Origin of the sequence: Mesorhizobium sp. WSM4976, assembly GCF_029625685.1 — a bacterium.
Lineage (GTDB): Bacteria > Pseudomonadota > Alphaproteobacteria > Rhizobiales > Rhizobiaceae > Mesorhizobium.
On sequence record NZ_JARTVT010000010.1, the window covers coordinates 191,000 to 214,850 of the forward strand.

At 62.7% G+C, this 23,851-nt stretch carries 22 protein-coding genes and 1 pseudogene; 9 read left to right on the forward strand and 14 right to left on the reverse strand.

Features of this window, described 5'->3' with window-relative positions; translation table 11 throughout:
- The first annotated feature begins 59 nt into the window (after positions 1-59).
- From P9272_RS14615 to P9272_RS14625, 3 genes are read left to right on the forward strand one after another with little or no spacing between them, the layout of a single operon-like run.
- Complete coding sequence (locus P9272_RS14615; protein WP_278161074.1) at positions 60-1,271, forward strand: NADP-dependent isocitrate dehydrogenase; 1,212 nt, start codon at positions 60-62, stop codon at positions 1,269-1,271.
- A 3-nt stretch (positions 1,272-1,274) separates the two neighbouring features.
- The gene (locus P9272_RS14620) at positions 1,275-2,009 is read left to right on the forward strand and encodes a hypothetical protein (protein ID WP_278161075.1); all 735 of its coding nucleotides are present in this window, start codon (positions 1,275-1,277) and stop codon (positions 2,007-2,009) included.
- 4 nt (positions 2,010-2,013) lie between these two features.
- Entirely contained in the window at positions 2,014-2,640 is a 627-nt protein-coding gene (locus P9272_RS14625; protein WP_278161077.1) for a glutathione S-transferase family protein, read from the forward strand.
- A 243-nt stretch (positions 2,641-2,883) separates the two neighbouring features.
- Here the strand turns inward: P9272_RS14625 and alaS are convergent, their stop codons facing one another.
- On the reverse strand, positions 2,884-5,553 hold the full coding sequence (gene alaS, locus P9272_RS14630; RefSeq protein WP_278161078.1) for an alanine--tRNA ligase: 2,670 nt from the start codon (positions 5,551-5,553) through the stop codon (positions 2,884-2,886).
- A 432-nt stretch (positions 5,554-5,985) separates the two neighbouring features.
- Entirely contained in the window at positions 5,986-7,083 is a 1,098-nt protein-coding gene (gene recA / locus P9272_RS14635) for a recombinase RecA (protein WP_128257260.1), read from the reverse strand.
- A 202-nt stretch (positions 7,084-7,285) separates the two neighbouring features.
- Here recA and P9272_RS14640 point away from each other — a divergent pair, with 202 nt between their 5' ends.
- Positions 7,286-8,167 carry an IS1595 family transposase gene (locus P9272_RS14640; RefSeq protein WP_278161079.1) on the forward strand — a complete coding sequence of 294 codons (882 nt, stop codon included), beginning with the start codon at positions 7,286-7,288 and terminating at the stop codon, positions 8,165-8,167.
- A gap of 53 nt (positions 8,168-8,220) precedes the next feature.
- On the opposite strand, the gene P9272_RS14645 is transcribed toward P9272_RS14640, so the two are convergent.
- The gene (locus tag P9272_RS14645; RefSeq protein WP_278161080.1) at positions 8,221-9,135 is read right to left on the reverse strand and encodes a hypothetical protein; all 915 of its coding nucleotides are present in this window, start codon (positions 9,133-9,135) and stop codon (positions 8,221-8,223) included.
- 285 nt (positions 9,136-9,420) lie between these two features.
- On the opposite strand from P9272_RS14645, the pseudogene P9272_RS14650 reads away from it, so the two are divergent.
- Together P9272_RS14650 and P9272_RS14655 are read left to right on the forward strand one after the other, a co-directional pair.
- Positions 9,421-10,373, forward strand: a pseudogene (locus tag P9272_RS14650) (carbohydrate kinase family protein).
- A gap of 39 nt (positions 10,374-10,412) precedes the next feature.
- Positions 10,413-11,330: a pseudouridine-5'-phosphate glycosidase gene (locus P9272_RS14655; RefSeq protein WP_278161081.1), complete on the forward strand. Its 918-nt coding sequence runs from the start codon at positions 10,413-10,415 to the stop codon at positions 11,328-11,330.
- Positions 11,331-11,333: 3 nt separating this feature from the next.
- Here the strand turns inward: P9272_RS14655 and P9272_RS14660 are convergent, their stop codons facing one another.
- Positions 11,334-11,657, reverse strand: a complete 324-nt coding sequence (locus tag P9272_RS14660) for a TfoX/Sxy family protein (protein ID WP_278161082.1) — start codon at positions 11,655-11,657, stop codon at positions 11,334-11,336.
- 89 nt (positions 11,658-11,746) lie between these two features.
- On the opposite strand from P9272_RS14660, the gene P9272_RS14665 reads away from it, so the two are divergent.
- Positions 11,747-12,244 (forward strand): GFA family protein, encoded by a 498-nt coding sequence (locus P9272_RS14665; protein WP_128257264.1) that lies wholly within the window; start codon positions 11,747-11,749, stop codon positions 12,242-12,244.
- A 77-nt stretch (positions 12,245-12,321) separates the two neighbouring features.
- Positions 12,322-12,780 (forward strand): RidA family protein, encoded by a 459-nt coding sequence (locus P9272_RS14670; protein ID WP_278161083.1) that lies wholly within the window; start codon positions 12,322-12,324, stop codon positions 12,778-12,780.
- A 22-nt stretch (positions 12,781-12,802) separates the two neighbouring features.
- Here the strand turns inward: P9272_RS14670 and sufA are convergent, their stop codons facing one another.
- The 8 genes from sufA to P9272_RS14710 all read right to left on the reverse strand — a co-directional run bounded on the left by sufA (position 12,803) and on the right by P9272_RS14710 (position 20,221).
- Positions 12,803-13,183, reverse strand: a complete 381-nt coding sequence (gene sufA, locus P9272_RS14675; RefSeq protein ID WP_278161084.1) for a Fe-S cluster assembly scaffold SufA — start codon at positions 13,181-13,183, stop codon at positions 12,803-12,805.
- 103 nt (positions 13,184-13,286) lie between these two features.
- A complete protein-coding gene (locus tag P9272_RS14680; RefSeq protein WP_278161085.1) occupies positions 13,287-13,679 on the reverse strand; it encodes an SUF system Fe-S cluster assembly protein in 393 nt (130 codons plus the stop codon).
- A 5-nt stretch (positions 13,680-13,684) separates the two neighbouring features.
- Positions 13,685-14,926, reverse strand: a complete 1,242-nt coding sequence (locus P9272_RS14685; RefSeq protein WP_128257268.1) for a cysteine desulfurase — start codon at positions 14,924-14,926, stop codon at positions 13,685-13,687.
- Between the two features lie 102 nt (positions 14,927-15,028).
- Positions 15,029-16,300, reverse strand: coding sequence for a Fe-S cluster assembly protein SufD (gene sufD, locus P9272_RS14690; protein ID WP_278161086.1), 1,272 nt, complete (start codon positions 16,298-16,300; stop codon positions 15,029-15,031).
- A gap of 25 nt (positions 16,301-16,325) precedes the next feature.
- Complete coding sequence (gene sufC / locus P9272_RS14695) at positions 16,326-17,081, reverse strand: Fe-S cluster assembly ATPase SufC (protein WP_278161088.1); 756 nt, start codon at positions 17,079-17,081, stop codon at positions 16,326-16,328.
- Between the two features lie 32 nt (positions 17,082-17,113).
- Positions 17,114-17,353, reverse strand: coding sequence for a hypothetical protein (locus tag P9272_RS14700; RefSeq protein WP_128257271.1), 240 nt, complete (start codon positions 17,351-17,353; stop codon positions 17,114-17,116).
- Positions 17,350-18,870, reverse strand: coding sequence for a Fe-S cluster assembly protein SufB (gene sufB / locus P9272_RS14705; RefSeq protein WP_278161090.1), 1,521 nt, complete (start codon positions 18,868-18,870; stop codon positions 17,350-17,352). The genes P9272_RS14700 and sufB overlap by 4 nt, the downstream gene beginning before the upstream one ends.
- 190 nt (positions 18,871-19,060) lie before the next feature.
- Positions 19,061-20,221, reverse strand: a complete 1,161-nt coding sequence (locus P9272_RS14710) for a cysteine desulfurase family protein (protein WP_278161092.1) — start codon at positions 20,219-20,221, stop codon at positions 19,061-19,063.
- Between the two features lie 267 nt (positions 20,222-20,488).
- Between P9272_RS14710 and P9272_RS14715 the strand changes: the two genes are divergently transcribed.
- Entirely contained in the window at positions 20,489-21,163 is a 675-nt protein-coding gene (locus P9272_RS14715) for an alpha/beta hydrolase (RefSeq protein ID WP_095818525.1), read from the forward strand.
- 27 nt (positions 21,164-21,190) lie between these two features.
- On the opposite strand, the gene P9272_RS14720 is transcribed toward P9272_RS14715, so the two are convergent.
- Both P9272_RS14720 and P9272_RS14725 read right to left on the reverse strand, forming a co-directional pair.
- A complete protein-coding gene (locus P9272_RS14720) occupies positions 21,191-22,054 on the reverse strand; it encodes a phosphatase PAP2 family protein (RefSeq protein WP_278161093.1) in 864 nt (287 codons plus the stop codon).
- A 47-nt stretch (positions 22,055-22,101) separates the two neighbouring features.
- A complete protein-coding gene (locus tag P9272_RS14725) occupies positions 22,102-23,745 on the reverse strand; it encodes a glycosyltransferase family 39 protein (protein ID WP_278161094.1) in 1,644 nt (547 codons plus the stop codon).
- Positions 23,746-23,851 lie beyond the last annotated feature (106 nt).

The following is a 23,851-nucleotide window of genomic DNA, read 5'->3' on the forward strand; positions in this document are numbered from 1 at the left end:
CCCGGCCGAAACCATGCGGGCAAGGCCGTTCAGTTCCCCAGCAACGAGGCACTCTTTCCATGGCGAAGATCAAGGTGGCGAACCCGGTCGTCGAGCTCGACGGCGACGAGATGACCCGCATCATCTGGCAGTTCATCAAGGACAAGCTGATCCACCCCTATCTCGATCTGAAGCTTGAATATTACGACCTCGGCATCGAGCACCGCGACGCCACCAACGACCAGGTGACGATCGACTCGGCCAACGCCATCAAGAAATGGGGCGTCGGCGTGAAATGCGCGACGATCACTCCCGACGAAGCGCGCGTTGAGGAGTTCAAGCTGAAGAAGATGTGGAAGTCGCCCAACGGCACCATCCGCAACATCCTCGGCGGCACCATCTTCCGCGAGCCGATCATCATGAAGAACGTGCCGCGCCTGGTGCCGGGCTGGACCAAGCCGATCGTCGTTGGTCGTCACGCCTTTGGCGACCAGTATCGCGCCACCGACTTCCGCTTCCCCGGCAAGGGCAAGCTGACGATCAAGTTCGTCGGCGAGGACGGCCAGGTGATCGAGCACGAGGTCTATGACGCGCCGGGCGCCGGCGTTGCCATGGCCATGTACAACCTCGACGAGTCGATCCGCGAGTTCGCCCGCGCCTCGCTGAACTATGGCCTCCTGCGCAACTTCCCGGTCTATTTGTCGACCAAGAACACCATCCTCAAGGCCTATGACGGCCGCTTCAAGGACATCTTCCAGGAAGTCTACGACAAGGAATTCGAGGCCGAGTTCAAGGCAAGGAAACTCTGGTACGAGCACCGCCTGATCGACGACATGGTCGCTTCCAGCCTGAAATGGTCCGGCGGCTATGTCTGGGCCTGCAAGAACTATGACGGCGACGTGCAGTCCGACACCGTGGCGCAGGGCTTCGGCTCGCTCGGCCTGATGACCTCGGTGCTGATGACGCCGGACGGCAAGACGGTGGAAGCGGAAGCCGCGCACGGCACCGTGACCCGCCATTATCGCCAGCACCAGAAGGGGGAGGAAACCTCGACCAATTCGATCGCCTCGATCTTCGCCTGGACGCGCGGCCTCGCCCACCGCGCCAAGCTCGACGACAATGCCGAGCTGAAGCGCTTCGCCGAAACGCTGGAAAAAGTCTGCATCCAGACCGTCGAGAGCGGCTTCATGACCAAGGACCTGTCGCTGCTGATCGGCCCCGACCAGCCCTGGCTTTCGACCACCGGCTTCCTCGACAAGATCGACGAGAATTTGCAGAAGGCCATGGGGTGAGAAGTGTCGAGCGTTGCCAGCAAAAGGGCTCGCCTTTGCGCTGGCAACAATGTCGATCTCTGTCAGGCTATTTTCAAGGCGCATGGCCTAAGCGACCGGAGAAGCGACTCCTACTGGTCCAGCGACGGGCAAGCACCTCCCTACTACCCCAATGTCGCCACTCTGGAGGCCGATGCCGGAGCGGTTCAACTTGCGGAAATTGCCAGACTGACATCCGTCCTTGCCGCCAGCTTTTCGGTCAAGGATGGGTTCTGCCGTCTTGATCTCCAGCCGCTCGGGTTCAGTCAGCTCTTCGAGGCAAGCTGGACCTGGATGGACCTAAGTCATCCGGTGACGACGCCTTCGGGTTGGGAACGTGTTGAGGACGCTGCCAGCTTGGAGATGTGGGAATTTGCCTGGGCGGATCACGCAAGTCCCTCCAGCTGCCGTGTCTTTCCAAAAGCAGTCCTGGCCGACCCCGCCATCGCTGTCCTTGGCCGACGGACGACTAACGGCTTCACCGCCGGCTGCATAGCCAATAGATCCGAGCGGGTGACTAGGGTGTCAAATGTCTTTGCTACGGATGGCAGTCCGATATATCGCAATGCGGTGCGGGCGGCTGCCAATGCGTTTGCTGGAAGTCGCGCCCTGGTCGGGTATGACGCCGGCGAGGGGCTGGACGAAGCATTGGCCTGCGGCTTTGAGGCCACCGGCCCGCTGCGTGTCTGGATACGGGACAGCCAAGACAAAGAGGAATAGCAAAATGGCAAAGCCGATCCTCTACGGCGCCGACTACAGTGTCTATGTGCGCATCGCGCGATTAGCGCTGGAGGAAAAGGGCGTCGACTACGAGCTTGTCCCGCTCGACATCTTCGCCCCCGAGGGAATTCCGGCCTGGTATCTGGAGCTTCACCCGTTCGGCCGCATCCCGGCCTTCGAGCATGACGGCTTCCGTCTGTTCGAGACGGGCGCCATCACACGCTATGTCGACGAAGCCTTCGATGGTCCGGCCCTGCAGTCGGCCGACGCCCACGGCCGTGCCAGGATGAACCAGATCATCGGCATGCTCGACGCCTATGGCTACCGCGCCATGGTCTGGGATGTGGCGGTCGAGCGGCTGGAGAAGATGCCGCCGGACGAGGCGCTGATTGCCGGCGGGCTCCGCCAGGCCGAGACGGTGCTCAAGGTAGTGACATCGCTGAAGGCAAGGGGACCTTGGCTGCTCGGCGAGCAGCTGACGCTGGCCGACCTGCACGCTGCGCCGATCATTGCCTATTTCCTAAAGGTCGAGGAAGGGCGCGATCTGCTGGCACGGTTCGCGGAGATGCGCGATTGGTATGCGCGGATAGCTGAACGCCTGACCTTTATGAATACGGAAAAAGTCGCGTAGCGCGCTCAGCGTCGGCGCTGCCCCTCATTGCCCTGCCCTCCTTCGCTGCAGCTACGGAGGGTGAACCGGGGATTTCACCACGTGAACGAGGGGAGCAAGAAGCGGGTGCAACGCCGGCGATTTGCGAAAGCCGCGATGACAGCGCCCTTCTGCCCGTTCACCGGGGAGAAGATGGCGGCAGCCAGATGAAGGGCAGCGCTGACCTCGCAGAATTAGGAGCCGGCCTACGCTAAGCCAACCAGCTTATGCCGCCTCGAGCGCCGCCTTTACCGCTGCGATCGCATCATTGGCCTTGGAGGCATCCGGGCCGCCGGCTTGGGCCATGTCTGGCCGCCCGCCGCCGCCCTGCCCGCCAAGCGCGGCCGACGCGACGCGGACGAGATCGACGGCACTGAAGCGGCCGGTCAGGTCCTCGGTGACGCCGACGACCACGCTCGCCTTGTTGTCCTCGCCGGCGCCGACAAAGACCACCACGCCGGAGCCGAGCGTCTTCTTGCCGGCGTCCGCTAGCGGCTTCAGGTCCTTTGGCGCCACGCCGCTGACAGCCTTGCCGAGGAAACCGACGCCGGCGACGGTCTCATTCGCAGCCGGGGCATCGGCAACGGCCGAACCGCCGCCCAGCGCCAGTTTCTTCCGCGCTTCGGTCAGTTCCTTTTCTAGCTTCTTGCGCTCTTCAAGCAGCGCCTCGACGCGTGACGGCACATCGGCCGCCGCAATTTTCAAGGTCGCCGCCGCGGCTTTCAGGCGCCTGTCCTGCTCGTCCAGATGCTTGCGCGCCGCCTCGCCGGTCAGCGCCTCGATGCGGCGCACGCCAGCCGCCACTGCGCTGTCCGAGAGGATGCGCACCAGGCCGATGTCGCCGGTCGAGCGGACATGCGTGCCGCCGCAAAGCTCGACGGAATAGGGGCGATTGGCCTTGGCGCCATGCAGGCCGGTGCCCATCGACACGACGCGCACCTCGTCGCCATATTTCTCGCCGAACAGCGCCATGGCGCCCTCGGCGATCGCGTCGTCGACCGACATCAGCCGCGTCGTCACCGGGCTGTTCTGCACGACAATCTCGTTTGCCATGCGCTCGACCTCCTCGAGGTCATCAGGCGAGATCGGCTTGTTGTGGGAGATGTCGAAGCGCAGGCGGTCGGGCGCGACCAGCGAACCCTTCTGCGCCACATGGGTGCCCAGCACCTCGCGCAGCGCCTCGTGAATCAGATGCGTCGCGGAATGATTGGCGCGCAGCTTCGAGCGGCGGGCGTGGTCGACCTTCAGCTCGACGGCGGCGCCCGTCTTCACCGTACCGCTCACCACCTTGCCGATGTGAACGAACAGGCCATCCGCCTTCTTCTGCGTGTCGGAAATCTCGATCGAGAAGCCGTCGCCGGAGATGACGCCGGTGTCGCCCATCTGGCCGCCGGATTCGCCGTAGAACGGCGTCTGGTTGACGACCACGGCGACCGCGTCGCCCTGAGAGGCACTGTCTATGGTCTTGCCGTCCTTGACCAGCGCCTGGACGATGCCTTCCGCAGCTTCAGTCTCGTAGCCGAGGAATTCGGTTGCGCCGGTCTTTTCGCGCACCGAGAACCAGACCGTTTCGGTCGCGGCCTCGCCCGAGCCCGCCCAATGCGCGCGCGCCTCGGCCTTCTGCCGCTCCATCGCGTTGGTGAAACCGGCGATATCGACCGAGATGCTGCGCTGGCGCAGCGCGTCCTGCGTCAGATCGAGCGGGAAGCCGTAGGTGTCGTAAAGCTTGAAGGCCGTCTCGCCGTCCAGCATGTCGCCGGCCTTGAGCGTCTCGGTCGCGTCCGAAAGCAGGCCGAGGCCGCGCACCAGCGTCTTGCGGAAACGTGTTTCCTCGAGCTTCAGCGTCTCGGCGATCAGCGCCTCGCCACGCACCAGCTCGGGATAGGCCTGGCCCATCTCACGCACCAGCGCCGGCACCAACTGCCACATCAGCGGCTCCTTGGCGCCAAGCAGCTGCGCGTGGCGCATGGCGCGGCGCATGATGCGGCGCAGCACATAGCCTCGGCCTTCGTTGGAGGGCAGCACGCCATCCGCCACAAGGAAGGAGGACGAGCGCAGGTGATCCGCGATAACCCGATACGACGCCACGTTCTCCTGGTTCGGCCCTTGGCCGAGCGCGGAGGACGCCGCATCGATCAGATGCTTGAACAGATCGGTGTCGAAGACGCTTTCGACGCCCTGCAGGATGGAGGCCATGCGCTCCAGGCCCATGCCGGTGTCGATCGAGGGGCGCGGCAGGTCGATGCGCTCCTCTCTGGTGACCTGTTCGTACTGCATGAACACCAGGTTCCAGAATTCCAGGAACCGGTCGCCATCCTCCTCCGGGCTGCCGGGCGGTCCGCCCCAGATATGCTCGCCGCGGTCGATGAAGATTTCCGAGCAGGGACCACACGGGCCGGTGTCGCCCATCGCCCAGAAATTGTCCGAGGTCGGAATGCGGATGATGCGGTCATCGGAGAAGCCGGCGATCTTCTTCCAGTACCCGGCCGCCTCATCGTCGGTGTGATAGACGGTGACAAGCAGCTTGTCCTTCTTGAGCCCAAAACCCTTGGTGATCAAGTTCCAGGCAAGCTCGATCGCGCGCTCCTTGAAATAGTCGCCGAACGAGAAATTGCCGAGCATCTCGAAGAAGGTGAGATGGCGCGCGGTGTAGCCGACATTGTCGAGGTCATTGTGCTTGCCGCCGGCGCGCACGCTCTTCTGCGCGGTCGCGGCGCGCGAATAAGGTCGCTTCTCCAGGCCGGTGAAGACGTTCTTGAACTGCACCATGCCGGCGTTGGTGAACATCAGCGTGGGATCGTTGCGTGGCACCAGCGGACTGGAGGCGACGATCTCGTGGCCCTCCTTGCGGAAGTAGTCGAGGAATGTCGACCGGATGTCGTTCACGCCACTCATTGCACACTGCCTTTTTCGCAAGAACCGCCGGCCCGGCCGGCGGCAAATGGGCTCTGATATTTCAGAGATAGATGGGCCTTTTAGCGATAGCTCTTGAGCCTGTCCAGAAACACGGAGTTAAAGCACGTCTCCCGAAAGTGGGAACCGGTTTCGGGGATAAAGACATGCGTAAAACCAAAGACCTAAAGCGCATGGAGCGAATCTGAAACATCGCGACGCGCTTTAGGCCAATTCCGTCGGCCGCTCGACGCTACCCGAAACGCAAAACCGCCGGCGCGAAGGCCGGCGGCTCGGGGTACGCATTACTTAAGAACTCAATTACATAAGCATAACCAAATAAACCAGGATTGTGGCCGAACTCCGGCTAAGCCGACGAATTGCTTTCGCACAATCCAGAACAGGAAACCGCTGCGCGAACTTCCTGGAACCGGACTACATGGCACCGGCTTCGTCCCCGAAACCGTCGTCCCCGCCTTCGGAGCCGCCATTCTCGAGGAATTTCTCGGCGATCAGCCCTGCATTCTGCCGAAGCGCCATCTCGATCTCGCGTGCCGTGTCGGGATTGTCGCGCAGGAACAATTTTGCGTTCTCTCGACCCTGGCCGAGACGCTGCGAATTATAGGAGAACCAGGCGCCCGACTTCTCGACCACGCCGGCCTTGACCCCGAGATCGACAAGCTCGCCGGTCTTCGACACGCCTTCGCCATACATGATGTCGAACTCCACCACCTTGAAGGGCGGAGCCAGCTTGTTCTTGACCACCTTGACACGGGTCTGGTTGCCGACGACCTCGTCGCGGTCCTTGACCGAGCCGATGCGGCGGATGTCGAGGCGCACCGAGGCGTAGAATTTCAGCGCATTGCCGCCGGTCGTGGTCTCTGGCGAGCCGAACATGACGCCGATCTTCATGCGAATCTGGTTGATGAAGATGACCATGGTGTTGGAGCGCGAGATAGAGGCAGTCAGCTTGCGCAGCGCCTGGCTCATCAGACGAGCCTGGAGACCCGGCAGCGCGTCGCCCATCTCGCCCTCGATCTCAGCGCGCGGCGTCAGTGCCGCGACCGAATCGACCACCAGAACGTCGATGGCACCCGAACGCACCAGCGTGTCGCAGATTTCCAGCGCCTGCTCGCCGGTATCGGGCTGCGAGATCAGCAGGTTTTCTAGGTCAACGCCGAGCTTGCGGGCATAGACCGGATCGAGCGCGTGCTCGGCATCGACGAAGGCGCAGATGCCGCCCTTCTTCTGCGCTTCCGCAACCGTGTGCAGCGCCAGCGTCGTCTTGCCCGAGCTTTCCGGGCCGTAGATCTCGACGATACGGCCGCGCGGCAGGCCACCTACGCCGAGCGCGATATCGAGGCCGAGCGAGCCGGTCGGTACGGTTTCGATCTCGACCGCCTGCTCGTTGGCGCCGAGCCGCATAATCGAGCCCTTGCCGAAAGCGCGCTCGATTTGCGACAGCGCCGCATCCAGAGCCTTTGATTTGTCCACTGCCTTATCCTCTACAAGCCGCAAAGTATTCTGAGCCATGATACATCACCCCTTGGTCGTCAATGAAGGCCGGACAATCCGTGATCCCTGCTGTTTTGTACCTTTTTTGTTCTCATTTGGCAAGAGGCGGCAAATATCTGAAACACAATCAATATCTGGATTTGTTCTATTTTTGTCTCACCAGGGATAGGGCAGATGTATCCCCTTGAAACATGTAGCATGAAGTGCTATATGTTGTCGCATGAGCACGACCCCTAAACCCGAAACCCTCAAATCGTTCCTCGAACGGTTCCCGACCGATGATTCGTGCCTCGATCACCTCATGGCGACGCGGTACGGCAAGCGGCACGTTTGCGCCAAGTGCGGCAAGGAAGCTGGCTTCCACCGCGTGAAGGCTCGCCGTTGCTACGAATGCCAGTTCTGCGGCAATCAGGTCTATCCGACCGCTGGCACGCCGTTTGAAGCCACGCGCACGTCCTTGCGCGACTGGTACACCGTCATGTTCCTGTTCTGCGCGTCCCGCAACGGCGTGTCGGCTAAGGAAGTCCAGCGCACTATCGGCGTGACCTACAAGACCGCTTGGCGCATGTGCAATCTGATCCGCCAGTACATGGGCTACGTTGACGGTGACACTCCGCTTGGTGGCAAGGACGGCGGCATCGTTGAAGCCGACAAGATGTTTTACGGCGGCAAGGACAAGATGGGCGAGGACGACAAGACGGTCGTTTTCGGTGCCATCGAACGGGGCGGTGAGGTTATCACCCGCATCCTGCCGGGCCGTGGCCGCAAGCATGTCATGCCGGCGATCTTCGCTTGGGTTAAGCCCGGCTCTCGCATCGCCACCGATGAGGCTGGCGCGTTCCGCGAACTGTCAGAGATTGGCTATCTTCATGGCACCGTCAACCACAGTGCCGGCGAGTACGTGAACGGTGCAGTCCACACCAACAACATCGAAGCGTTCTGGTCGCACGTTAAGCGCTCTATGCGCGGGACTTACGTGGCCGTTTCGGAGAAGTGGTTGCAGAGCTACCTTTGGGAGTTCGAGTTCCGGCAGAACCTGCGGAAGCATCCGCACTTGATGCTTGACCTTTTGCTGCAATCGTTCCCGCGCCCGGGACCGTGAGCGGTGGCTTGGTCGCCATCGCCCTTAAAAGTCGGTCGAACCGCTTTTCGGGATTATGAGCCATTCAGTATCTGTCCCTGTGCGCCGCCACGCGAAAGATACTCTACCACGGTCGACACGACGAAAGAATGCTGGTCATTGACCCACGTTCCGATCGATTCGTCAAAATCCTGGTAGTACTCAAGAACCACGTCCATAGCGTCGCCGTTGCCGATTAGTTGCTCGTGTCTGTCAAGGCGCCCTTGGAAACCCAAGTCAGCGATAGGGGCCGAAAGCGGCACGCCATTCCACTCGAATGACCATTTCCGTTTTCCACCTTTGAGCCATGCCTTGAGGATGACTAAGCGAGCATTCTCTTTGCGCGAGCGACGCTTTGATCCGTCCCCCTCGATTAGGTCTGGACCGGAGGCGAGCCGGGCGAACTCGTCGCGAGGAATTTGGACAAGCGGTTGAGGGTCATCGATTTTGGGGGTGACCCCGAAATTCTCGATAGCCTCATCGTGCTCTATCACCTCAAACGCCCGTTGGAGGTGCTTTTGCACCTCTGGGTTATGCCGGACGTTAGGAAGCTGCTCGTAGGCTTCCCGAGAAATTATGATCGTGTCGCCGCCGCGATGAATTTCGACGCGGTCATCAAACACGTCTACCGTCTCTTTGTCGGTAACCAAAGGGGTTAATACAACTGCGGCAAAGACGGCCCAGAAGAGTTGCTCCGGCGCGCGTGACCAGAATCCCCCAAGCCCCTTTTTGATCTTTTTAATCCGAGCGCGGAAACTTCCAGTTCCAACGGCGTCGAGCCGAATTTCAATATTCTGGCCGGGGTTCAGTACGCCGTTGACGGCCCGCAGCGTGTCGGCAAAGGCAACGAGAGAATTGGCGAACGTATAGGCGTCAACACTTGTAAGTTCGCCGCCATAGTGAATCACGATTTGGTCGTCGCCAAACCTGCGAAGATCAACAATCCCCATTTGCTCCCCCGGACCCCGCCATTTTATTGGCATTACTTCAACCTCCGCGCCGGTTCGTCAATATGCAAGGGAATCACCGTATATGGTGAGAGGCGCGCGGCTGGGCAACCGGCCGGAAAATTCTCACATGTTCGAAGGGGATACATCCGGGATAGGGCAAACCAGAACCGCTGGTCCAGAAGGGATTTCGATGTCCGGCCATCCGAATCGCGACTCCGATTGCAGGGCGACCCGATGGAACCTAGTGTGCGCAGCCGCACGATCAATGAAAGTCACTGACCCGAAATGCCCACATCCCCAACTATCCTGGCCCCAACGATCCTGGCTTTGGGCGGCGCCCATATCGACCGGCGTGGCCAGGTCTCGGGCACCTATGTGCCGGCGGCCTCCAATCCCGGCATGATGCGCGAGGATGTCGGTGGCGTCGTTTTCAACGCCCTGCGCAGCGTGGTGAAGCGCGGCGTGTCGGCCTCATTGATCTCGGTGCGCGGCGGCGATGCGGCGGCGGACTCGGTTGCCTCGGCGATCGACAGCGCGGGGATAACGGACCTCTCGGTGGTGTTCCTCGACCGCACAACGCCGAGCTACACGGCGCTGATCGACGCCGAGGGCGAATTGATTGTCGGGCTGGCCGACATGGCGCTTTATGATCTCGCCTTTCCCAAGCAGATAAGGCGTTCCAAGGTGCGCGAGGCGATCGCCGCGGCCGACGCCATCCTGTGCGACGCCAACCTGCCGACGGCGGCGCTGGAGCGTCTGGTGGCGCTCGCCGGCGGCCGGCCGGTCTTTGCCATCGCCGTCTCGCCGGCCAAGGTCGTCCGCCTGACGCCGCTGCTCAAAGATCTGTCGCTGCTCTTCATGAATCGCCGCGAAGCCGCCGCTTTGGTCGGTCCCGAATTGTCTGGGACCACGCTTGTCGACGCACTTAGGCATGTCGGCTGGATGCCGGTGTGATTACGGCCGGCAACGCCCCGGTGCTGGGCTTTGACGACACCGGCATCTTTGAAATCGAGCCGCCTGCGCCGCGCCGGATCGCCGATGTAACCGGCGCCGGCGACGCCTTGACCGGCGCGACGGTCGCCGCCCTGCTGCGCGGACTGCCGCTGCGCGCCGCGCTGCGCGAGGGCGTCGCGGCGGCGATGCTCGCCATCGAGAGTCCGGAGGCGGTGCCATCCTTCACGACCGCCGACTTCACGCAGGCGCTTGCCCTTGTGCCGGAGGCACGGGAGGTGGCATAGGGCGACCACGATCCAATTCCTCCTTGCCGGAGAACAGCCATGACGCCGGAAACCGCCCGCCCCTTCGTCGATGTCCACCCGCCCGTGGCGGAGGCGCTTGCCGCCGGCCGGCCCGTGGTGGCGCTGGAATCGACGATCATCACCCACGGCATGCCCTACCCCGACAATGGCGCGATGGCCGCCAAGGTCGAGCAGATCATCATCGAGGGCGGCGCGGTGCCGGCGACGATCGCCGTGGTCGACGGCCGCATCAAGATCGGCCTCTCCGACGGCGAACGCGAATCGCTCGCCATGACCGGCGACGCAATGAAGCTGTCGCGCGCCGATCTCGGCTTCGCAGTCGCTCAAGAGCGCACGGGCGGCACCACGGTCGCGGCGACGATGATCGCCGCGCATATGGCCGGGATAAAGGTGTTCGCCACCGGGGGCATCGGCGGTGTCCACAAGGGCGCCGAAAAAAGCTTCGACATCTCAGCCGATCTCGATGAGCTGGCGCGCACGCCAGTCATCGTCGTCTCGGCCGGCGCCAAGGCGATCCTCGACATCGAAAAGACGTTGGAGGTGCTCGAAACACGCGGCGTGCCGGTCATCGGCCATGGCAGCGAAACGATGCCCGCCTTCTGGTCCAGGCAGTCGCCCTTCCGCGCGCCTCTGACGCTGCAGGCGCCTGAGGACATCGCCCATTTCTACCGCACGCGCCAGGCGTTGGGTCTGGGAGGCGGCATTCTGGTCGCCAACCCTGTGCCGCAGAATGACGAGATCCCGGCTGACGAAATGGCCGGCTATATCGAGGCCGCGCAGAAGGCGGCCCAGGCGCAGAACGTCAGCGGCAAAGCGGTGACGCCATTCCTTTTGTCGAAGATCCTGGAACTCACCGGCGGCCGCAGCCTCAAGACGAATATAGCGCTGGTCGAGAACAATGCGCGGCTGGCGGCGGAGATAGCAAAGGCGCTGTAGCGCCTATTTCCCCGCCCGCCGTCCCGCCTCATAAGCCCGCCGCGCCCACACGGCCATCTCGTCAGGATCGTCGAAAGCCTGGTCGGGAACGCTCCAATAGGGCATCGCCACCGCCTTGCCGTGGCGCGAGCCGGTGTAGGTCCACTGGCCGCAGCCGGCGGCCTCGAAAACCGGAATGGTTTCCTCATCCGCCTTGAGCATCAGCTCGCCGCGCACCACCACCGCGACGATGACGCCGTCGCAATAGATACCCTTGCCGCCGAACAGTTTGCGGATGCTGATCGGACCAAGACTTTCGAACAGTTCTTCAAGTCGCGTGTTATCCATGGCGCGATCATCTCATCCGTCATCGGCCTTGTCATCGCCGCAACCAAAAGCATGCTGACAGGTTGAAACCTGGAATCGGAGTTCCCGCCATGCCCGTCCTGCTCAAAGGCTCCTGCCGCTGCGGCGCTGTCCGCTTCGAGGTGGAAAGCCACACGCCCGTGCCGTTTATGCTCTGCTACTGCTCGATCTGCCGCAAGCAGCAGGGCGGCGGCGGTTTCGCCATCAATCTCGGCGCCGACTACGAGACCTTGAAAATCGCGGGCAAGCGCAGCATTGGCGTCTATCGCGCCGAAATCGAGGATGACGAGCATCCGCATTGCGAGGTCTCGACCGGCGAGCGCAATTTCTGCCGCAAATGCGGCTCGGCGCTCTGGCTCTACGACCCGACCTGGCCGGAGCTTGTCCATCCCTTCGCCTCGGCAATCGACACCGACCTGCCGAAGCCACCGGAAAAGGTGCATCTGATGCTGAAATACAAGGCGAACTGGGTCGAGCCAGTGGTCGGCAAGAAGGACAAGGTCTTCGAGGTCTATCCAGAGGAATCAATCGCCGACTGGCACAAGCGCACGGGCATGTGGGTTGATTAGAGCAATTCCACCAAAACCGCCCATCGGTGTTCCACCCGGAATTGCGTCAAGGCAACCATCTGGCGACAGGAGCAGAAATGAACCTCACGACGCACAAGAAATTCAAAGGCGATCGTTTGATGCCTTGGGGCAAGGGGACGGTGGTCTCGGGCGCGAAGGGATATGTTTTTCTCTCCGGCAACACAGCCACCGTCGACGACTATGATCCCTCGAAACATCAGGGCGGCGCCGTGGGTGACGCGGCCACGCAATGGCGCGAAATCCTTGCGAATATCAAGTCCGATCTGGAGGAACTTGGCAGCTCGCTCGACCATCTGGTCAAGGTGACGTTCTACGTCAAAGGGCCGTTTCCGTCCGGCGGCGTCCTCAGCTCGCCCAACTTCCGTCTGGACGTGCTGGACGAATTCTTTGCCGAACATTGCCCGAAGCACTGCAGCTACAACAACCCGCCGCCATCGGAAGTGATCGGCGTCGCTGCGCTGGCGCAGCCCGATCTTGTTGTTGAGCTGGTCGTTATTGCCGCGCTGCCGGACTGAGCGGAAGCGCCGGCGGGCTTGGTCAGGCCGAAGCGCGCGCCTCGGCAAGCGCCTTGAGGTCGGCAGGCTTCAATTCAACGGATTCGCCACAGCCGCAGGCCGAGCTCTGGTTCGGATTCTTGAATGTGAAGCCGGTGCGCAGCGTCGTCTGCTCGAAATCCATCTCGGTGCCGAACAGGAAGAGCGCGGCTTCCGGCGCGACATACACATGCGCGCCGTCGCGCTCGATGTGATCGTCCTTGGGGTTCGGGTCAGTCACCAGGTCGACGGTGTATTCCATACCGGCGCAACCACCCTTCTTGATGCCGAGCCGGATGCCGTGCGCGTTGTCGCGCGCTGCGACGATCTCGCGCACGCGGTCGGCGGCCTTTTCGGTCATCGTGATGACGGCAAAGCGTCCCATGCTTTTCCTTCTCCATTCCCTGCAGGTTCAAGGCCTGCCGAATGATTCTCACCTAAAATGGTGAAGTTTTGCCACTGGCGCAAGTGCGCCAGCCTGTGCTCGCCTAATACCACCCGACCGCGACCTGCGCCTCTTCCGACATGCGGTCGGGCGTCCATGGCGGGTCGAACACCATGTTGACCTCGACGCCGGACACGCCCTCGACGGCGCCGACCGCGTTCTCCACCCATCCAGGCATCTCGCCCGCCACCGGGCAGCCGGGCGCGGTCAGCGTCATGTCGATCTTGACCGAACGGTCGTCCTCTATGTCGATCTTATAGACGAGGCCGAGTTCGTAGATGTCCGCCGGGATTTCCGGGTCGTAGACCGTCTTCAGCGCCGAGACGATGTCATCGGTCAGCCGCGCCAACTCGTCGGCGGGAATCTCCGAGGCGGAGACGATGCCGTTGCTAGCCGTTTCCGGAGCAGTCTCTTGGGTCGCGCTCACATCGTTCATCATCATCACCCGAAGAACTTTCGCGCCTTTTCCAGCGCCTCGGCCAAAGCGTCGACTTCAGCCATGGTATTATACATGCCGAACGATGCCCTGCATGTGGAGGTGACGCCGAAGCGTTTCAACAGCGGCTGCGCGCAGTGGGTGCCGGCGCGGACGGCAACGCCCTGCCGGTCGATCACCATCGACACGTCATGCGCGTGGATGCCCTGCAATTCGAACGAGATGATGGCGCCCTTGCCAGGCGCGTCGCCGAAGATGCGCAGAGAATTGATCGCCCTGAGCCGCTCATGCGCGTACGTCTTGAGGTCGGCTTCATGCGCTGCGATGCGCTCGCGGCCCACCTTTTCCATGTAGTCCAACGCCGCGCCCAGCCCGATCGCTTGCACGATCGGCGGCGTGCCTGCCTCGAAACGGTGCGGCGGCTCGTTGTAGGTGACGATGTCTTCCGTCACCTCCTCGATCATCTCGCCGCCGCCCATGAACGGCCGCATCTCTTCCAGCCTGTCCTTCTTGCCATAGAGCACGCCGATCCCCGACGGGCCGTAGACCTTGTGCCCAGTGAAGACGAAGAAATCGCAGTCGAGGTCCTGCACGTCGATCGGCATGTGGACCGCACTCTGGCTGCCGTCGACGAGCACGGGAATTCCATGCGAATGCGCGATCCGCACGATCTCCTTGATCGGCGTCACCGTGCCCAGCGCATTGGACATATGCGTGATGGCAACCAACTTGGTGCGGTTGGTCAGCCGCTTCTCGAATTCCTCGATATGGAAGGCGCCGAGATCGTCGACCGGCACCCACACCAGCTTGGCGCCCTGCCGTTCGCGGATGAAATGCCACGGCACGATGTTGGAGTGGTGCTCCATGATCGACAGCACGATCTCATCGCCCTCGTCGATCCGAGGCATGCCCCAGCCATAGGCGACCGTATTGATCGCCGAGGTGGTGTTGGAGGTGAAGACGATGTTGTCGGTGCTCGGCGCATTCAAAAACCGCTGTACCGACTTGCGGGCGTTCTCATAGGCATCGGTCGCGGCGTTCGACAAGAAATGCAGGCCGCGATGGACGTTGGCATATTCCTGGGAATAGGCGTGCTGGATGGTGTCGAGCACCACCTGCGGCTTCTGCGCCGAAGCGCCGTTGTCGAGATAGACCAGCGGCTTGCCGTAGACCTGGCGCGACAGGATCGGGAAGTCGCGGCGGATCGCCTCGACGTCATACGGGGTGGTTTCGATCTTCTGGTCCATCACAAGCTCTCTCGAGGCACCGCCTCACTCCGTCCAGCACCCCTCATTCGTCTCGGCGCTGCGCGCCGCTCCACCTTCTCCCACAAGGGGAAGGGGAAGCCGCTACCCGTGCGTCGAAAACCAGCCGTCGAGCCGCTCTTCGAGCGCTTCGACCAGCGCCTCGTCATCCAGTTCCTCGATTACTTCGGCGACGAACGCCTTCACCAGCAGGCCTCGCGCCGACTTCTCGTCGATGCCGCGCGCCATCAGGTAAAACAGATGGTTGTGGTCGATCTCGGTGACGGTGGCGCCATGGCCGCAGACAACGTCGTCGGCGAAGATTTCTAGCTCCGGCTTGGTCGAGAACTCGCCGTCGTCCGACAGAAGCAGCGTGTTGCAAGCCATCTTGGCGTTGGTCTTCTGCGCGTATTGATGCACGTTGATGCGGCCCTGGAAGACGCCGCGCGCCTTGCCTGTCACCACGTTGCGGATCACTTCCGTCGAGGTCGTGTGCGGCACGGCGTGGTCGAGCACCATGGTTGTGTCGGTATGCGTGTCGCCGGCGAGAAGGTTGATGCCGCGCAATTTGAAATCGGCGCCCTCGCCCGTCGTCCTGACGACGACCTCCTGGCGAACGAGCTTGCCGCCGGCGTTCATTACGAAGAGCGTCAGCTTTGCGTCCTTGCCGATATGCGCTTTGAACTGGGCGAGATGCGTGGCCGTCTCCGGCTGCTCCTGCACGATCAGCCAGGTCACCTCGGCACCGTCGCCGACCACGAGCTCGCTGACCGAAGAGACGAGCGCCTCGTCGCCCTCACCCGTCTGGCGCTCCACGATCACCGCTTTGGCGCCAGCACCGACACGCGCCAAGAGCCGCACATGCGACTGGCCGCCGGCCTGCAGGTTCTGCAATTCGACCGGCTTTTCCAACTCGGCACCGTCGGCGATATCGACGAAAAAGCCGTCGGCCACGAAAGCCGTATTCAGCGCGCCGATCGCGTCGTCGTCGCCATAGCGTTCGAGCCCGGGCGCGACGCTGCCGTCGGTCAGCTTCTCCGACAGGCGCTGCACGGTGACGCCTTCGATATCCGGCAGCTTGGTGTTGGAGACGCCGTTCAGCACCGGAAGCACGACCGACCCTTCAAGAACCGGCGCAAGCGCCTTTACAACCGCGCCCGCTTCGAATGCCGGCACCGAGGTCAGCAGCCGGCGCAGGTCCGTATAGTGCCAGGATTCGACGCGCCGCGTCGGCAGGCCGTGCTTGATCGCCTCGATCGCGTCGTCGCGCTTGACCATCACCGCGCCGTCGCCGGGCAGCTGCGACAGCCGCTCGCCGAAGGCATCGATCAGCGCCGTCTCGGCCAAGGTCCGCTGGGGCTGTGCGTGCATGTTCATCGTTCTTGCCTCGACCGCTCCCATCTCACGCGGCTTCGCCGATCACGCCGGCATAGCCGTTGGCCTCGAGGTCGAGCGCCAGCGACTTGTCACCCGACTTGATCACCTGGCCCTTGTAGAGCACGTGCACCGAGTCCGGCACGATATGCTCCAGCAGGCGCTGGTAGTGGGTGATGACGACGATGGCGCGCTCCGGCGAACGCAAAGCGTTGACGCCGTCCGACACGATCTTCAGCGCATCGATGTCGAGACCGGAATCGGTCTCGTCCAGCACGCAGAGTCTTGGCTCGAGCAGCTTCATCTGCAGGATCTCGGCACGCTTCTTCTCGCCGCCGGAGAAGCCGACATTGAGCGGCCGCTTCAGCATGTTCATGTCCATGCTGAGCGAGGCGGCCGCTTCCTTCACGCGCTTCAGGAACTCCGGAACCTTCAGCGGCTCCTCGCCGCGTGCCTTGCGCTGCTCGTTCATCGCCACTTTCAGGAATTCCATTGTCGCCACGCCCGGTATCTCCATCGGATACTGGAAGGCCAGGAAGATGCCGGCGGTGGCGCGCTCGGCCGGATCCATTTCGAGGATCGACTGGCCGTTGTAGAGGATGTCGCCCTCGGTGACCTCATAGTCCTCGCGTCCGGCGAGGATATAGGACAGCGTCGACTTGCCCGAGCCGTTCGGCCCCATGATGGCCGCGACCTCGCCGGCTTTCACCGTCAGGTTCAGGCCACGGATGATCTCGGTGCCGTCATCGACGATGCGGGCGTGGAGGTTCTTGATCTCAAGCATTTTCGTTCCGTTCCAAAACTATCCGTCCAAATTCAATGCCAACGCCAGCGCCAGTCGCCGTCCGTCTTGGCCTTGATGAGCGGGATGGTTGCGCCCGTCAGGGCAATGACGACGAGGATGATCAGCCAAGCAGGCGCACCGAGATTGATCAGACCTACCGACAGCGCGGCAGCAATCAGGATCAAGGCGACCACGAAAGCCCAGCCTTTCCAATTGTCGGGTGTCGCGCCATAGCCGTGGCGCTTCGGCCTGAACCATTTATCTCCGTTCATCCGACGCTGCCTTCGAGGCTGATGCCGATCAGCTTCTGCGCCTCGACGGCAAACTCCATCGGCAGTTGCTGGATGACGTCCTTGACGAAGCCGTTGACGATCAGCGCGATCGCTTCCTCTTCAGGGATGCCGCGCTGCATGACGTAGAACTTCTGGTCCTCGGAGATCTTCGACGTCGTCGCCTCGTGCTCGAACTTCGCCGTCGCATTCTTGGCTTCCATGTAGGGTACGGTGTGCGCGCCGCACTGGTCGCCGATCAGCAGCGAATCGCAATTGGTGAAGTTGCGCGCGTTGGTCGCCTTGCGATGCGCCGAGACCTGACCGCGATAGGTGTTCTGCGAGAAGCCTGCTGCGATGCCCTTGGAGATAATACGGCTCGACGTGTTCTTGCCGAGATGGATCATCTTGGTGCCGCTGTCGACCTGCTGGTAGCCGTTCGACACCGCGATCGAATAGAATTCGCCCGAGGAATCGTCGCCGCGCAGAATGCAGCTCGGATATTTCCAGGTGATGGCCGAGCCGGTCTCGACCTGCGTCCAGGAGATCTTGGAACGGTCGCCTCGGCAATCGCCGCGCTTGGTGACGAAATTGTAGACGCCGCCCTTGCCCTCCGCATCGCCCGGATACCAGTTCTGCACCGTCGAATATTTGATCTCTGCATCGTCGAGCGCGATCAGTTCGACCACCGCCGCATGCAGCTGGTTCTCGTCGCGCTGCGGCGCCGTGCAGCCTTCGAGATAGGAGACGTAAGCCCCCTCCTCGGCAATGATCAGCGTGCGCTCGAACTGGCCGGTGTTCTTCTCGTTGATGCGGAAATAGGTCGACAGTTCCATCGGGCAGCGAACGCCCTTGGGGACAAAGACGAAGGAGCCGTCGGTGAACACGGCCGAATTCAGCGTCGCGTAGAAATTGTCCGAGGTCGGCACGACCGAACCGAGGTACTTCTTCACCAGTTCCGGATGCTCGCGGATCGCTTCCGAGATCGAGCAGAAGATGACGCCCGCCTTGGCGAGCTCTTCCTTGAAGGTGGTGACCACGGAAACCGAATCGAACACGGCGTCGACCGCGACGCGGCCGGATTTGTAGACGTTGTCGCCTATCTCCGCTTCCTCGTCCGCTACCGCGGGCTTCTGCACGCCGGCCAGGATTTCCTGCTCCTTGAGCGGAATGCCGAGCTTTTCGTAGACCTTGAGCAGTTCAGGGTCGACTTCGCTCAGCGACTTCGGCCCCGGCGTGCTCTTCGGCGCGGCGTAGTAATAGATGTCCTGAAAGTCGATCTTCGGATAGTGCACGCGCGCCCATGTCGGCTCTTCCAGCGTCAGCCAGCGGCGATACGCCCCCAGGCGCCATTCCAGCATCCAGTCCGGCTCCTTCTTCTTGGCCGAGATGAAGCGAATAATGTCTTCGCTCAGGCCCTTGGGGGCCTTGTCCATCTCGATCTCTGTCTGGAATCCGTATTTATACTGGTCGACGTCGATCTTTCGGACTCGATCGATCGTCTCCTGCACAGCAGGCATAAGCGTTCTCCATCCACGCCGGGGTCAAGGCCCGGCAGTTTTCAAACTATGGCACCGCTGTGGTCGCATCCCAGCAGGGGTGCGCAACGGAGTAAGCTCCATATAGTGCGTTTCCGCCGGAAATTCACCCGGCCAGGACAAAACGCACGGCTCTACCAGGCCGCAGGGCCTGAATTCGTCTTCGCCGCCCTCAGGCGGCTTCTTCCTTGCCCGCACGGCGCGCGACAATGCCCGCCAGCGCGGCCCGGAAGGCCTCTATCTCCTCGGCGCCGGTCGCGCGGCCGATCGACACGCGCAACCCGCCCAGGCTGTCGCCACGGCCCATGGCCTTCAGCACATGGCTTGGCCCAACCTTTCCCGACGAACAGGCCGAGCCCGCCGACAGAGCGACGCCGGCAAGATCGAAAGCGATCTGCGCCGTCTCGGCCTTGATGCCCGGAATAGCGAAGAATGTCGTGTTGGCAAGCCTCTGAACGCCATTTCCGAAGATTTCCGCGTCCGGCGCCAGTTCAGTCACGATGGCTTCGATCTCGTCGCGTCGGCGCGCAATGGCGTCCATGTCGTCGAGGCCGGCAAGTGCCGCCCGCGCGGCGGCGCCGAAACCGGCAATCCCGGCGACGTTTTCCGTGCCGGCGCGGTGGCCCTTCTCCTGGCCGCCGCCATTGACCAGCGGCCGCGGCATCATCAGGTCGGACGCGGCGACGATCGCGCCAACGCCCTTAGGACCGCCGATCTTGTGCGAGGACAGGATCAGATAGTCGGCATAAGGAGCTGACATATCGAGCGGAATCCGTCCGGCCGCCTGCACGGCGTCAACCACCAGAACCCCGCCGGCGGCCTTGACGATCTCGGCGATGCGGCCGACCGGCTGGACGACGCCGGTCTCGTTGTTGGCGGCATGGATCGCCACCAGCGGCAAGCCGGCCGCCTTGTCATGCTGGGCGAGCGCGGCGGCAAGCGCCTCGAGATCGGCGATGCCGTTGCTGTCGACCCCGATCCTCGTCACCTGCGCCGGCGCGAAGCGCCCGCCATTCAGGACGCAGGGATGGTCGGCCGCCGAGACGTAAAGGTGGCTCATACGGATGGCGCCGCGCCCCATCTGCCAGTCGAGCGTAAGCAGCGTCGAGGCCGCTTCGGTGGCGCCGGAGGTGAAGACGACATGTTCGGGCCTGGCGTTGACCAGTCGCGCCACGTCGCGGCGCGCGTCCTCGACCAGTCGGCGCGAGGCACGTCCTTCAGTATGGACTGATGACGGATTGGCGGCATCGAGCGCGGCGACCATCGCCGCCCGCGCTTCCGCAATGAGCGGCGCGCTGGCGTTGTAGTCGAGATAGGCGCGGGTTGCGGCCATTTTCGCTCAGTTCGTCCTTCCGCCAACTATCCCGCGAGGATAGCGCGTTATTTCCTTGAAATTGCAAGGCAAGCCGTCCTATTTACCCGGCTTGCGGCGCGGGCGGCCGGACCATCGGGTTTCGGCCTCCCAGTTTTGAACAATTCTAAACTAGCTTCTAGGAAGACGCTCGCCCGGCGTCAAGGCCACGGAAGGTTTGGGGCCGCAGGACAGTTAGGGCCGAAAGAGTTCCGGGCTAGCGCATTCATATGCCACGTGGAGTATTTTATGCCTGAGGTCATTTTCGCCGGTCCGGCTGGTCGCCTGGAGGGACGCTATCAGCCCTCCAAGGAAAAGAGCGCCCCGATCGCCATCGTGCTGCATCCGCACCCGCAATTCGGCGGCACGATGAACAACAAGATCGTCTACGACCTCTTCTACATGTTCCAGAAGCGCGATTTCACCGTGCTGCGTTTCAATTTCCGCGGGATCGGTCGCAGCCAGGGCGAATTCGACCACGGCACCGGCGAATTGTCGGACGCGGCCGCGGCGCTCGACTGGGTGCAGTCGCTGCATCCGGATTCCAAGAGCTGCTGGGTCGCCGGCTATTCGTTTGGCTCGTGGATCGGCATGCAGCTTCTGATGCGCCGGCCCGAGATCGAGGGTTTCATCTCGGTCGCGCCGCAGCCCAACACCTATGATTTCTCATTCCTGGCGCCCTGCCCGTCATCCGGCCTGATCATTCATGGCGATGCGGACAAGGTGGCTCCGCCCAAGGACGTGCAGGGCCTGGTCGACAAGCTGCATACGCAGAAGGGCATCACCATCACCCAGAAGACATTGCCCGGCGCCAACCACTTCTTCGCTAATGACGCCGAGTTGCTGATCCATGAATGCGCCGACTATCTCGACCGGCGCCTGGCCGGCGAGCTCGCCGATCCGAGGCCGAAGCGCCTGCGCTAAGCGGGACAGTTGTACAGTCGAAGAGCTTTAATGGGTTGGCGTCCGGTCGGCGCCTAACTCACCGTTTTCGCCGGCCATCGAAACCCTGTGTCTCGGCGCACGGAAGGGTGCCAGCCGGAATGTCCGCTTGCGCACCGGCAGCTTCGAGCTTGTCTGGCCGAAGATGAAACCGAGCCGGGCGAACACCAGCCCCGACACCACTGCAAACGCCAGCCCGAGGCCGAAGCCCGCGACCGTGTCGCTCGGATAATGCGCGCCGACGAAGACGCGGGTCGAGGCGATGCAGGCGGTGACCGCCAGCGCGATATACCAGCGCCGCGGGAACAAGAGCAGCAGGATGCCGAAGACCGCTCCCATTGTCGTGGCATGGCCGGACGGAAAGCCGGCAAAGCGCGCGTCCATGGCGAAGGGATGCAGCGACAGGACGCCGAAATCGTTGAAATAGAGCGGCCGGGCGCGGCCGATGCCGTATTTCAACAGGTTCACCGCAAGACCGGACAGACCGGCGGCGCAGAGCACCAGGAAGGCGAAGCAGGTCCAGTTGTAGACCAGCATCCGACGCTGCCGGGAAAGGCCGCGCCAATCCGTCAAATTGGCGGCGACGAGGCAAAGCGCCGCCGGGATGAGATACCAGCCGCCGAGGCCGAATTGCGTGAAGAAATCGGTGAAGCGCACGAAGCCGGGTGACCATTCCCCGCGCATCTCGCCCGCCCCGGCGTCGAGGCGCAGGAAGACCGCCACGGTAAGCAGCGCCCAGGCTATGAGCCAGACGCTCCATAGAATTCGCGGATAGCGCGCCGGCCGCACGGCAAAGCGCCGCATCACGATCGAGATCGTGTCGCGGAAATTGCCGAGCGAGCGGCGGTAAAGGGCAAGGGGCGCGGCGGACATGGCTATAGCGCGAGTCTATAGAGGCATTCGATATCGGACGCTATTCATCACGGCGCCACCCGGTAAAGCCCGAGCGACAGCTTGTCTCCTGACGAATAGTTGATGCCGTCGATCTCGGTCAGGCGCTTGGCCGACTTGCCCTGGGCGGCCAGGACATCGGCAAGCTTCTGCTCGTCCTTGATCGGCGCCAGCCCAAGCGCGCAGGACGGATCGTCGAGCAGATGCCGCGCCACGCCCTCGACGTCGGTGAGCAAGGTCTTGGTGCCGACCAGGAAGACCAGGCTGGGCTCCTGAAACTTCGCCGAGGCAAGCACGGTTGTGTCGCAAAGCCGGTTGGCGTCGACCGCAGCCTTGATGGCCGAGCTAAGCCAGATCGGCTTCAGCGACGGCGCGATGACGCCGAACAGCAGGCTGAAGGTGATTCCGGCGCCGACCGCGATTGCGGCGATGCGCGGAAGCGGCACCTGCAATTGCCGCGGGAAAGCAAGATAGCCGGTGACGAGAGCGGAGACCGCCGCCGGTATGCTCCACCAGGAGAAGGTCTGGGCAAGATAAAGCGGCGCGCCGACGCAGACCACGGCAAGGCTGATCGCCACCACTGCAAGGCCGAAGGCGGTCGCCCACCACAGCCATGTCTGCCAGCGCTTCAGTGGCGCGTTGGCCTGGTCCGCCGGCAGAGTGAGCAGCCAGCCGATCAACAGCGCCATGCCCGGATAGGCCGGCATCACGTAATGCGGCAGCTTGGTCGGGATTGCCTCGAAGAGCAGCCAGAACGGGATGTACCAGGCCAGGCAAAAGCGCAGGCGCGGATCGTCCCAGAACCGGTTGATCGCCTGCAGCCCGGCGCCGACCGCGATCAATCCGAATGGCCACATGAACAGCGAATAAGTCAGCATGTAGAAGCCGGGCGGCAGGCCGTGCGATTCCTCGCCCTGCGCGACCTTGTTCAGCATGTCCTTCCCAACCGCTTCCTGGAAGAAGGCGCCGCCGCTCTTCCAGGTGATGAGGACGAGCCACGGCAGCACGATCAAGAGCACCATCGCCACGCCGCGCGCCAGCTTCATCTTGGTGAGCCAGCGCCAATCGCGATCGAAGGCAAAGAGGACCGCTGCCGTCAGCAGAGACAGCAACGGCGAAACTGGACCCTTGATCAGGATGCCCAAGCCTTGCGCGATCCAGAAGATCCAGGGCAGGTGCCCGGGAACCGGCTCGTTGCGCTTGGCGGCCAGATAAACCTGCGCCAGCGCGCCCTGCGCGATCACGCAGCAGGCGAGAAGCATGGCGTCGGTCTTGGCGTCGCGCCCTTCGAAGGCGGTGGCGAAGATCGCCGCCATCATCAGGCCAGCGGCCAGCCCGGCATTGGCGCCGAAGAGTTTTGTTCCGGTCCAGCCGATGCCGACCACCGCGATCGCGATGCCCAGCATCGAGACCAGGCGATAGACCCAGATCGGCGCCGCGGCCCCCTCGCCGCTCAGCGCCACCGCCGCCGACTGCAGCCAGTAGATGCCGATCGGCTTCTTGTATCGCGTGACGTCCTGAAGGCGAATGTCGACGTAGTCGCCTGTCTCGACCATCTGCTTGGTCGCCTGGACGAAGCGGGATTCATCGCGATCCACCGGCGGCAGGCTGGCCAGACCGGCGAAGGTCATGACGATGCTGAACAGAAAGAGGAAGAGATAGTTCCTGTTCATCGCGGGAGCTCGTCCGATCTGAAACTGCGGGATAGCCCCGTGGCGGCGCGTGGGCGCCTGTCTTTGCGCGGCGCCTCCATTACGCCAGCAAGATGGGTGAAGCAAG

What these genes read in the sequence shown, in the direction of transcription:
- sufB (WP_278161090.1), bottom strand. Translation starts at nt 18,870, where the DNA reads ATGCCTGCTGTGCAGGAGACGATCGATCGAGTCCGAAAGATCGACGTC.
- P9272_RS14700 (WP_128257271.1), bottom strand. Translation starts at nt 17,353, where the DNA reads ATGAACGGAGATAAATGGTTCAGGCCGAAGCGCCACGGCTATGGCGCG.
- sufA (WP_278161084.1), bottom strand. Translation starts at nt 13,183, where the DNA reads ATGGGACGCTTTGCCGTCATCACGATGACCGAAAAGGCCGCCGACCGC.
- sufD (WP_278161086.1), bottom strand. Translation starts at nt 16,300, where the DNA reads ATGAACATGCACGCACAGCCCCAGCGGACCTTGGCCGAGACGGCGCTG.
- P9272_RS14670 (WP_278161083.1), top strand. Translation starts at nt 12,322, where the DNA reads ATGAACCTCACGACGCACAAGAAATTCAAAGGCGATCGTTTGATGCCT.
- P9272_RS14660 (WP_278161082.1), bottom strand. Translation starts at nt 11,657, where the DNA reads ATGGATAACACGCGACTTGAAGAACTGTTCGAAAGTCTTGGTCCGATC.
- recA (WP_128257260.1), bottom strand. Translation starts at nt 7,083, where the DNA reads ATGGCTCAGAATACTTTGCGGCTTGTAGAGGATAAGGCAGTGGACAAA.
- sufC (WP_278161088.1), bottom strand. Translation starts at nt 17,081, where the DNA reads ATGCTTGAGATCAAGAACCTCCACGCCCGCATCGTCGATGACGGCACC.
- alaS (WP_278161078.1), bottom strand. Translation starts at nt 5,553, where the DNA reads ATGAGTGGCGTGAACGACATCCGGTCGACATTCCTCGACTACTTCCGC.
- P9272_RS14625 (WP_278161077.1), top strand. Translation starts at nt 2,014, where the DNA reads ATGGCAAAGCCGATCCTCTACGGCGCCGACTACAGTGTCTATGTGCGC.
- P9272_RS14680 (WP_278161085.1), bottom strand. Translation starts at nt 13,679, where the DNA reads ATGAACGATGTGAGCGCGACCCAAGAGACTGCTCCGGAAACGGCTAGC.
- P9272_RS14720 (WP_278161093.1), bottom strand. Translation starts at nt 22,054, where the DNA reads ATGTCCGCCGCGCCCCTTGCCCTTTACCGCCGCTCGCTCGGCAATTTC.
- P9272_RS14685 (WP_128257268.1), bottom strand. Translation starts at nt 14,926, where the DNA reads ATGGACCAGAAGATCGAAACCACCCCGTATGACGTCGAGGCGATCCGC.
- P9272_RS14725 (WP_278161094.1), bottom strand. Translation starts at nt 23,745, where the DNA reads ATGAACAGGAACTATCTCTTCCTCTTTCTGTTCAGCATCGTCATGACC.
- P9272_RS14710 (WP_278161092.1), bottom strand. Translation starts at nt 20,221, where the DNA reads ATGGCCGCAACCCGCGCCTATCTCGACTACAACGCCAGCGCGCCGCTC.
- P9272_RS14645 (WP_278161080.1), bottom strand. Translation starts at nt 9,135, where the DNA reads ATGGGGATTGTTGATCTTCGCAGGTTTGGCGACGACCAAATCGTGATT.
- P9272_RS14640 (WP_278161079.1), top strand. Translation starts at nt 7,286, where the DNA reads ATGAGCACGACCCCTAAACCCGAAACCCTCAAATCGTTCCTCGAACGG.
- P9272_RS14655 (WP_278161081.1), top strand. Translation starts at nt 10,413, where the DNA reads ATGACGCCGGAAACCGCCCGCCCCTTCGTCGATGTCCACCCGCCCGTG.
- P9272_RS14715 (WP_095818525.1), top strand. Translation starts at nt 20,489, where the DNA reads ATGCCTGAGGTCATTTTCGCCGGTCCGGCTGGTCGCCTGGAGGGACGC.
- P9272_RS14665 (WP_128257264.1), top strand. Translation starts at nt 11,747, where the DNA reads ATGCCCGTCCTGCTCAAAGGCTCCTGCCGCTGCGGCGCTGTCCGCTTC.
- P9272_RS14615 (WP_278161074.1), top strand. Translation starts at nt 60, where the DNA reads ATGGCGAAGATCAAGGTGGCGAACCCGGTCGTCGAGCTCGACGGCGAC.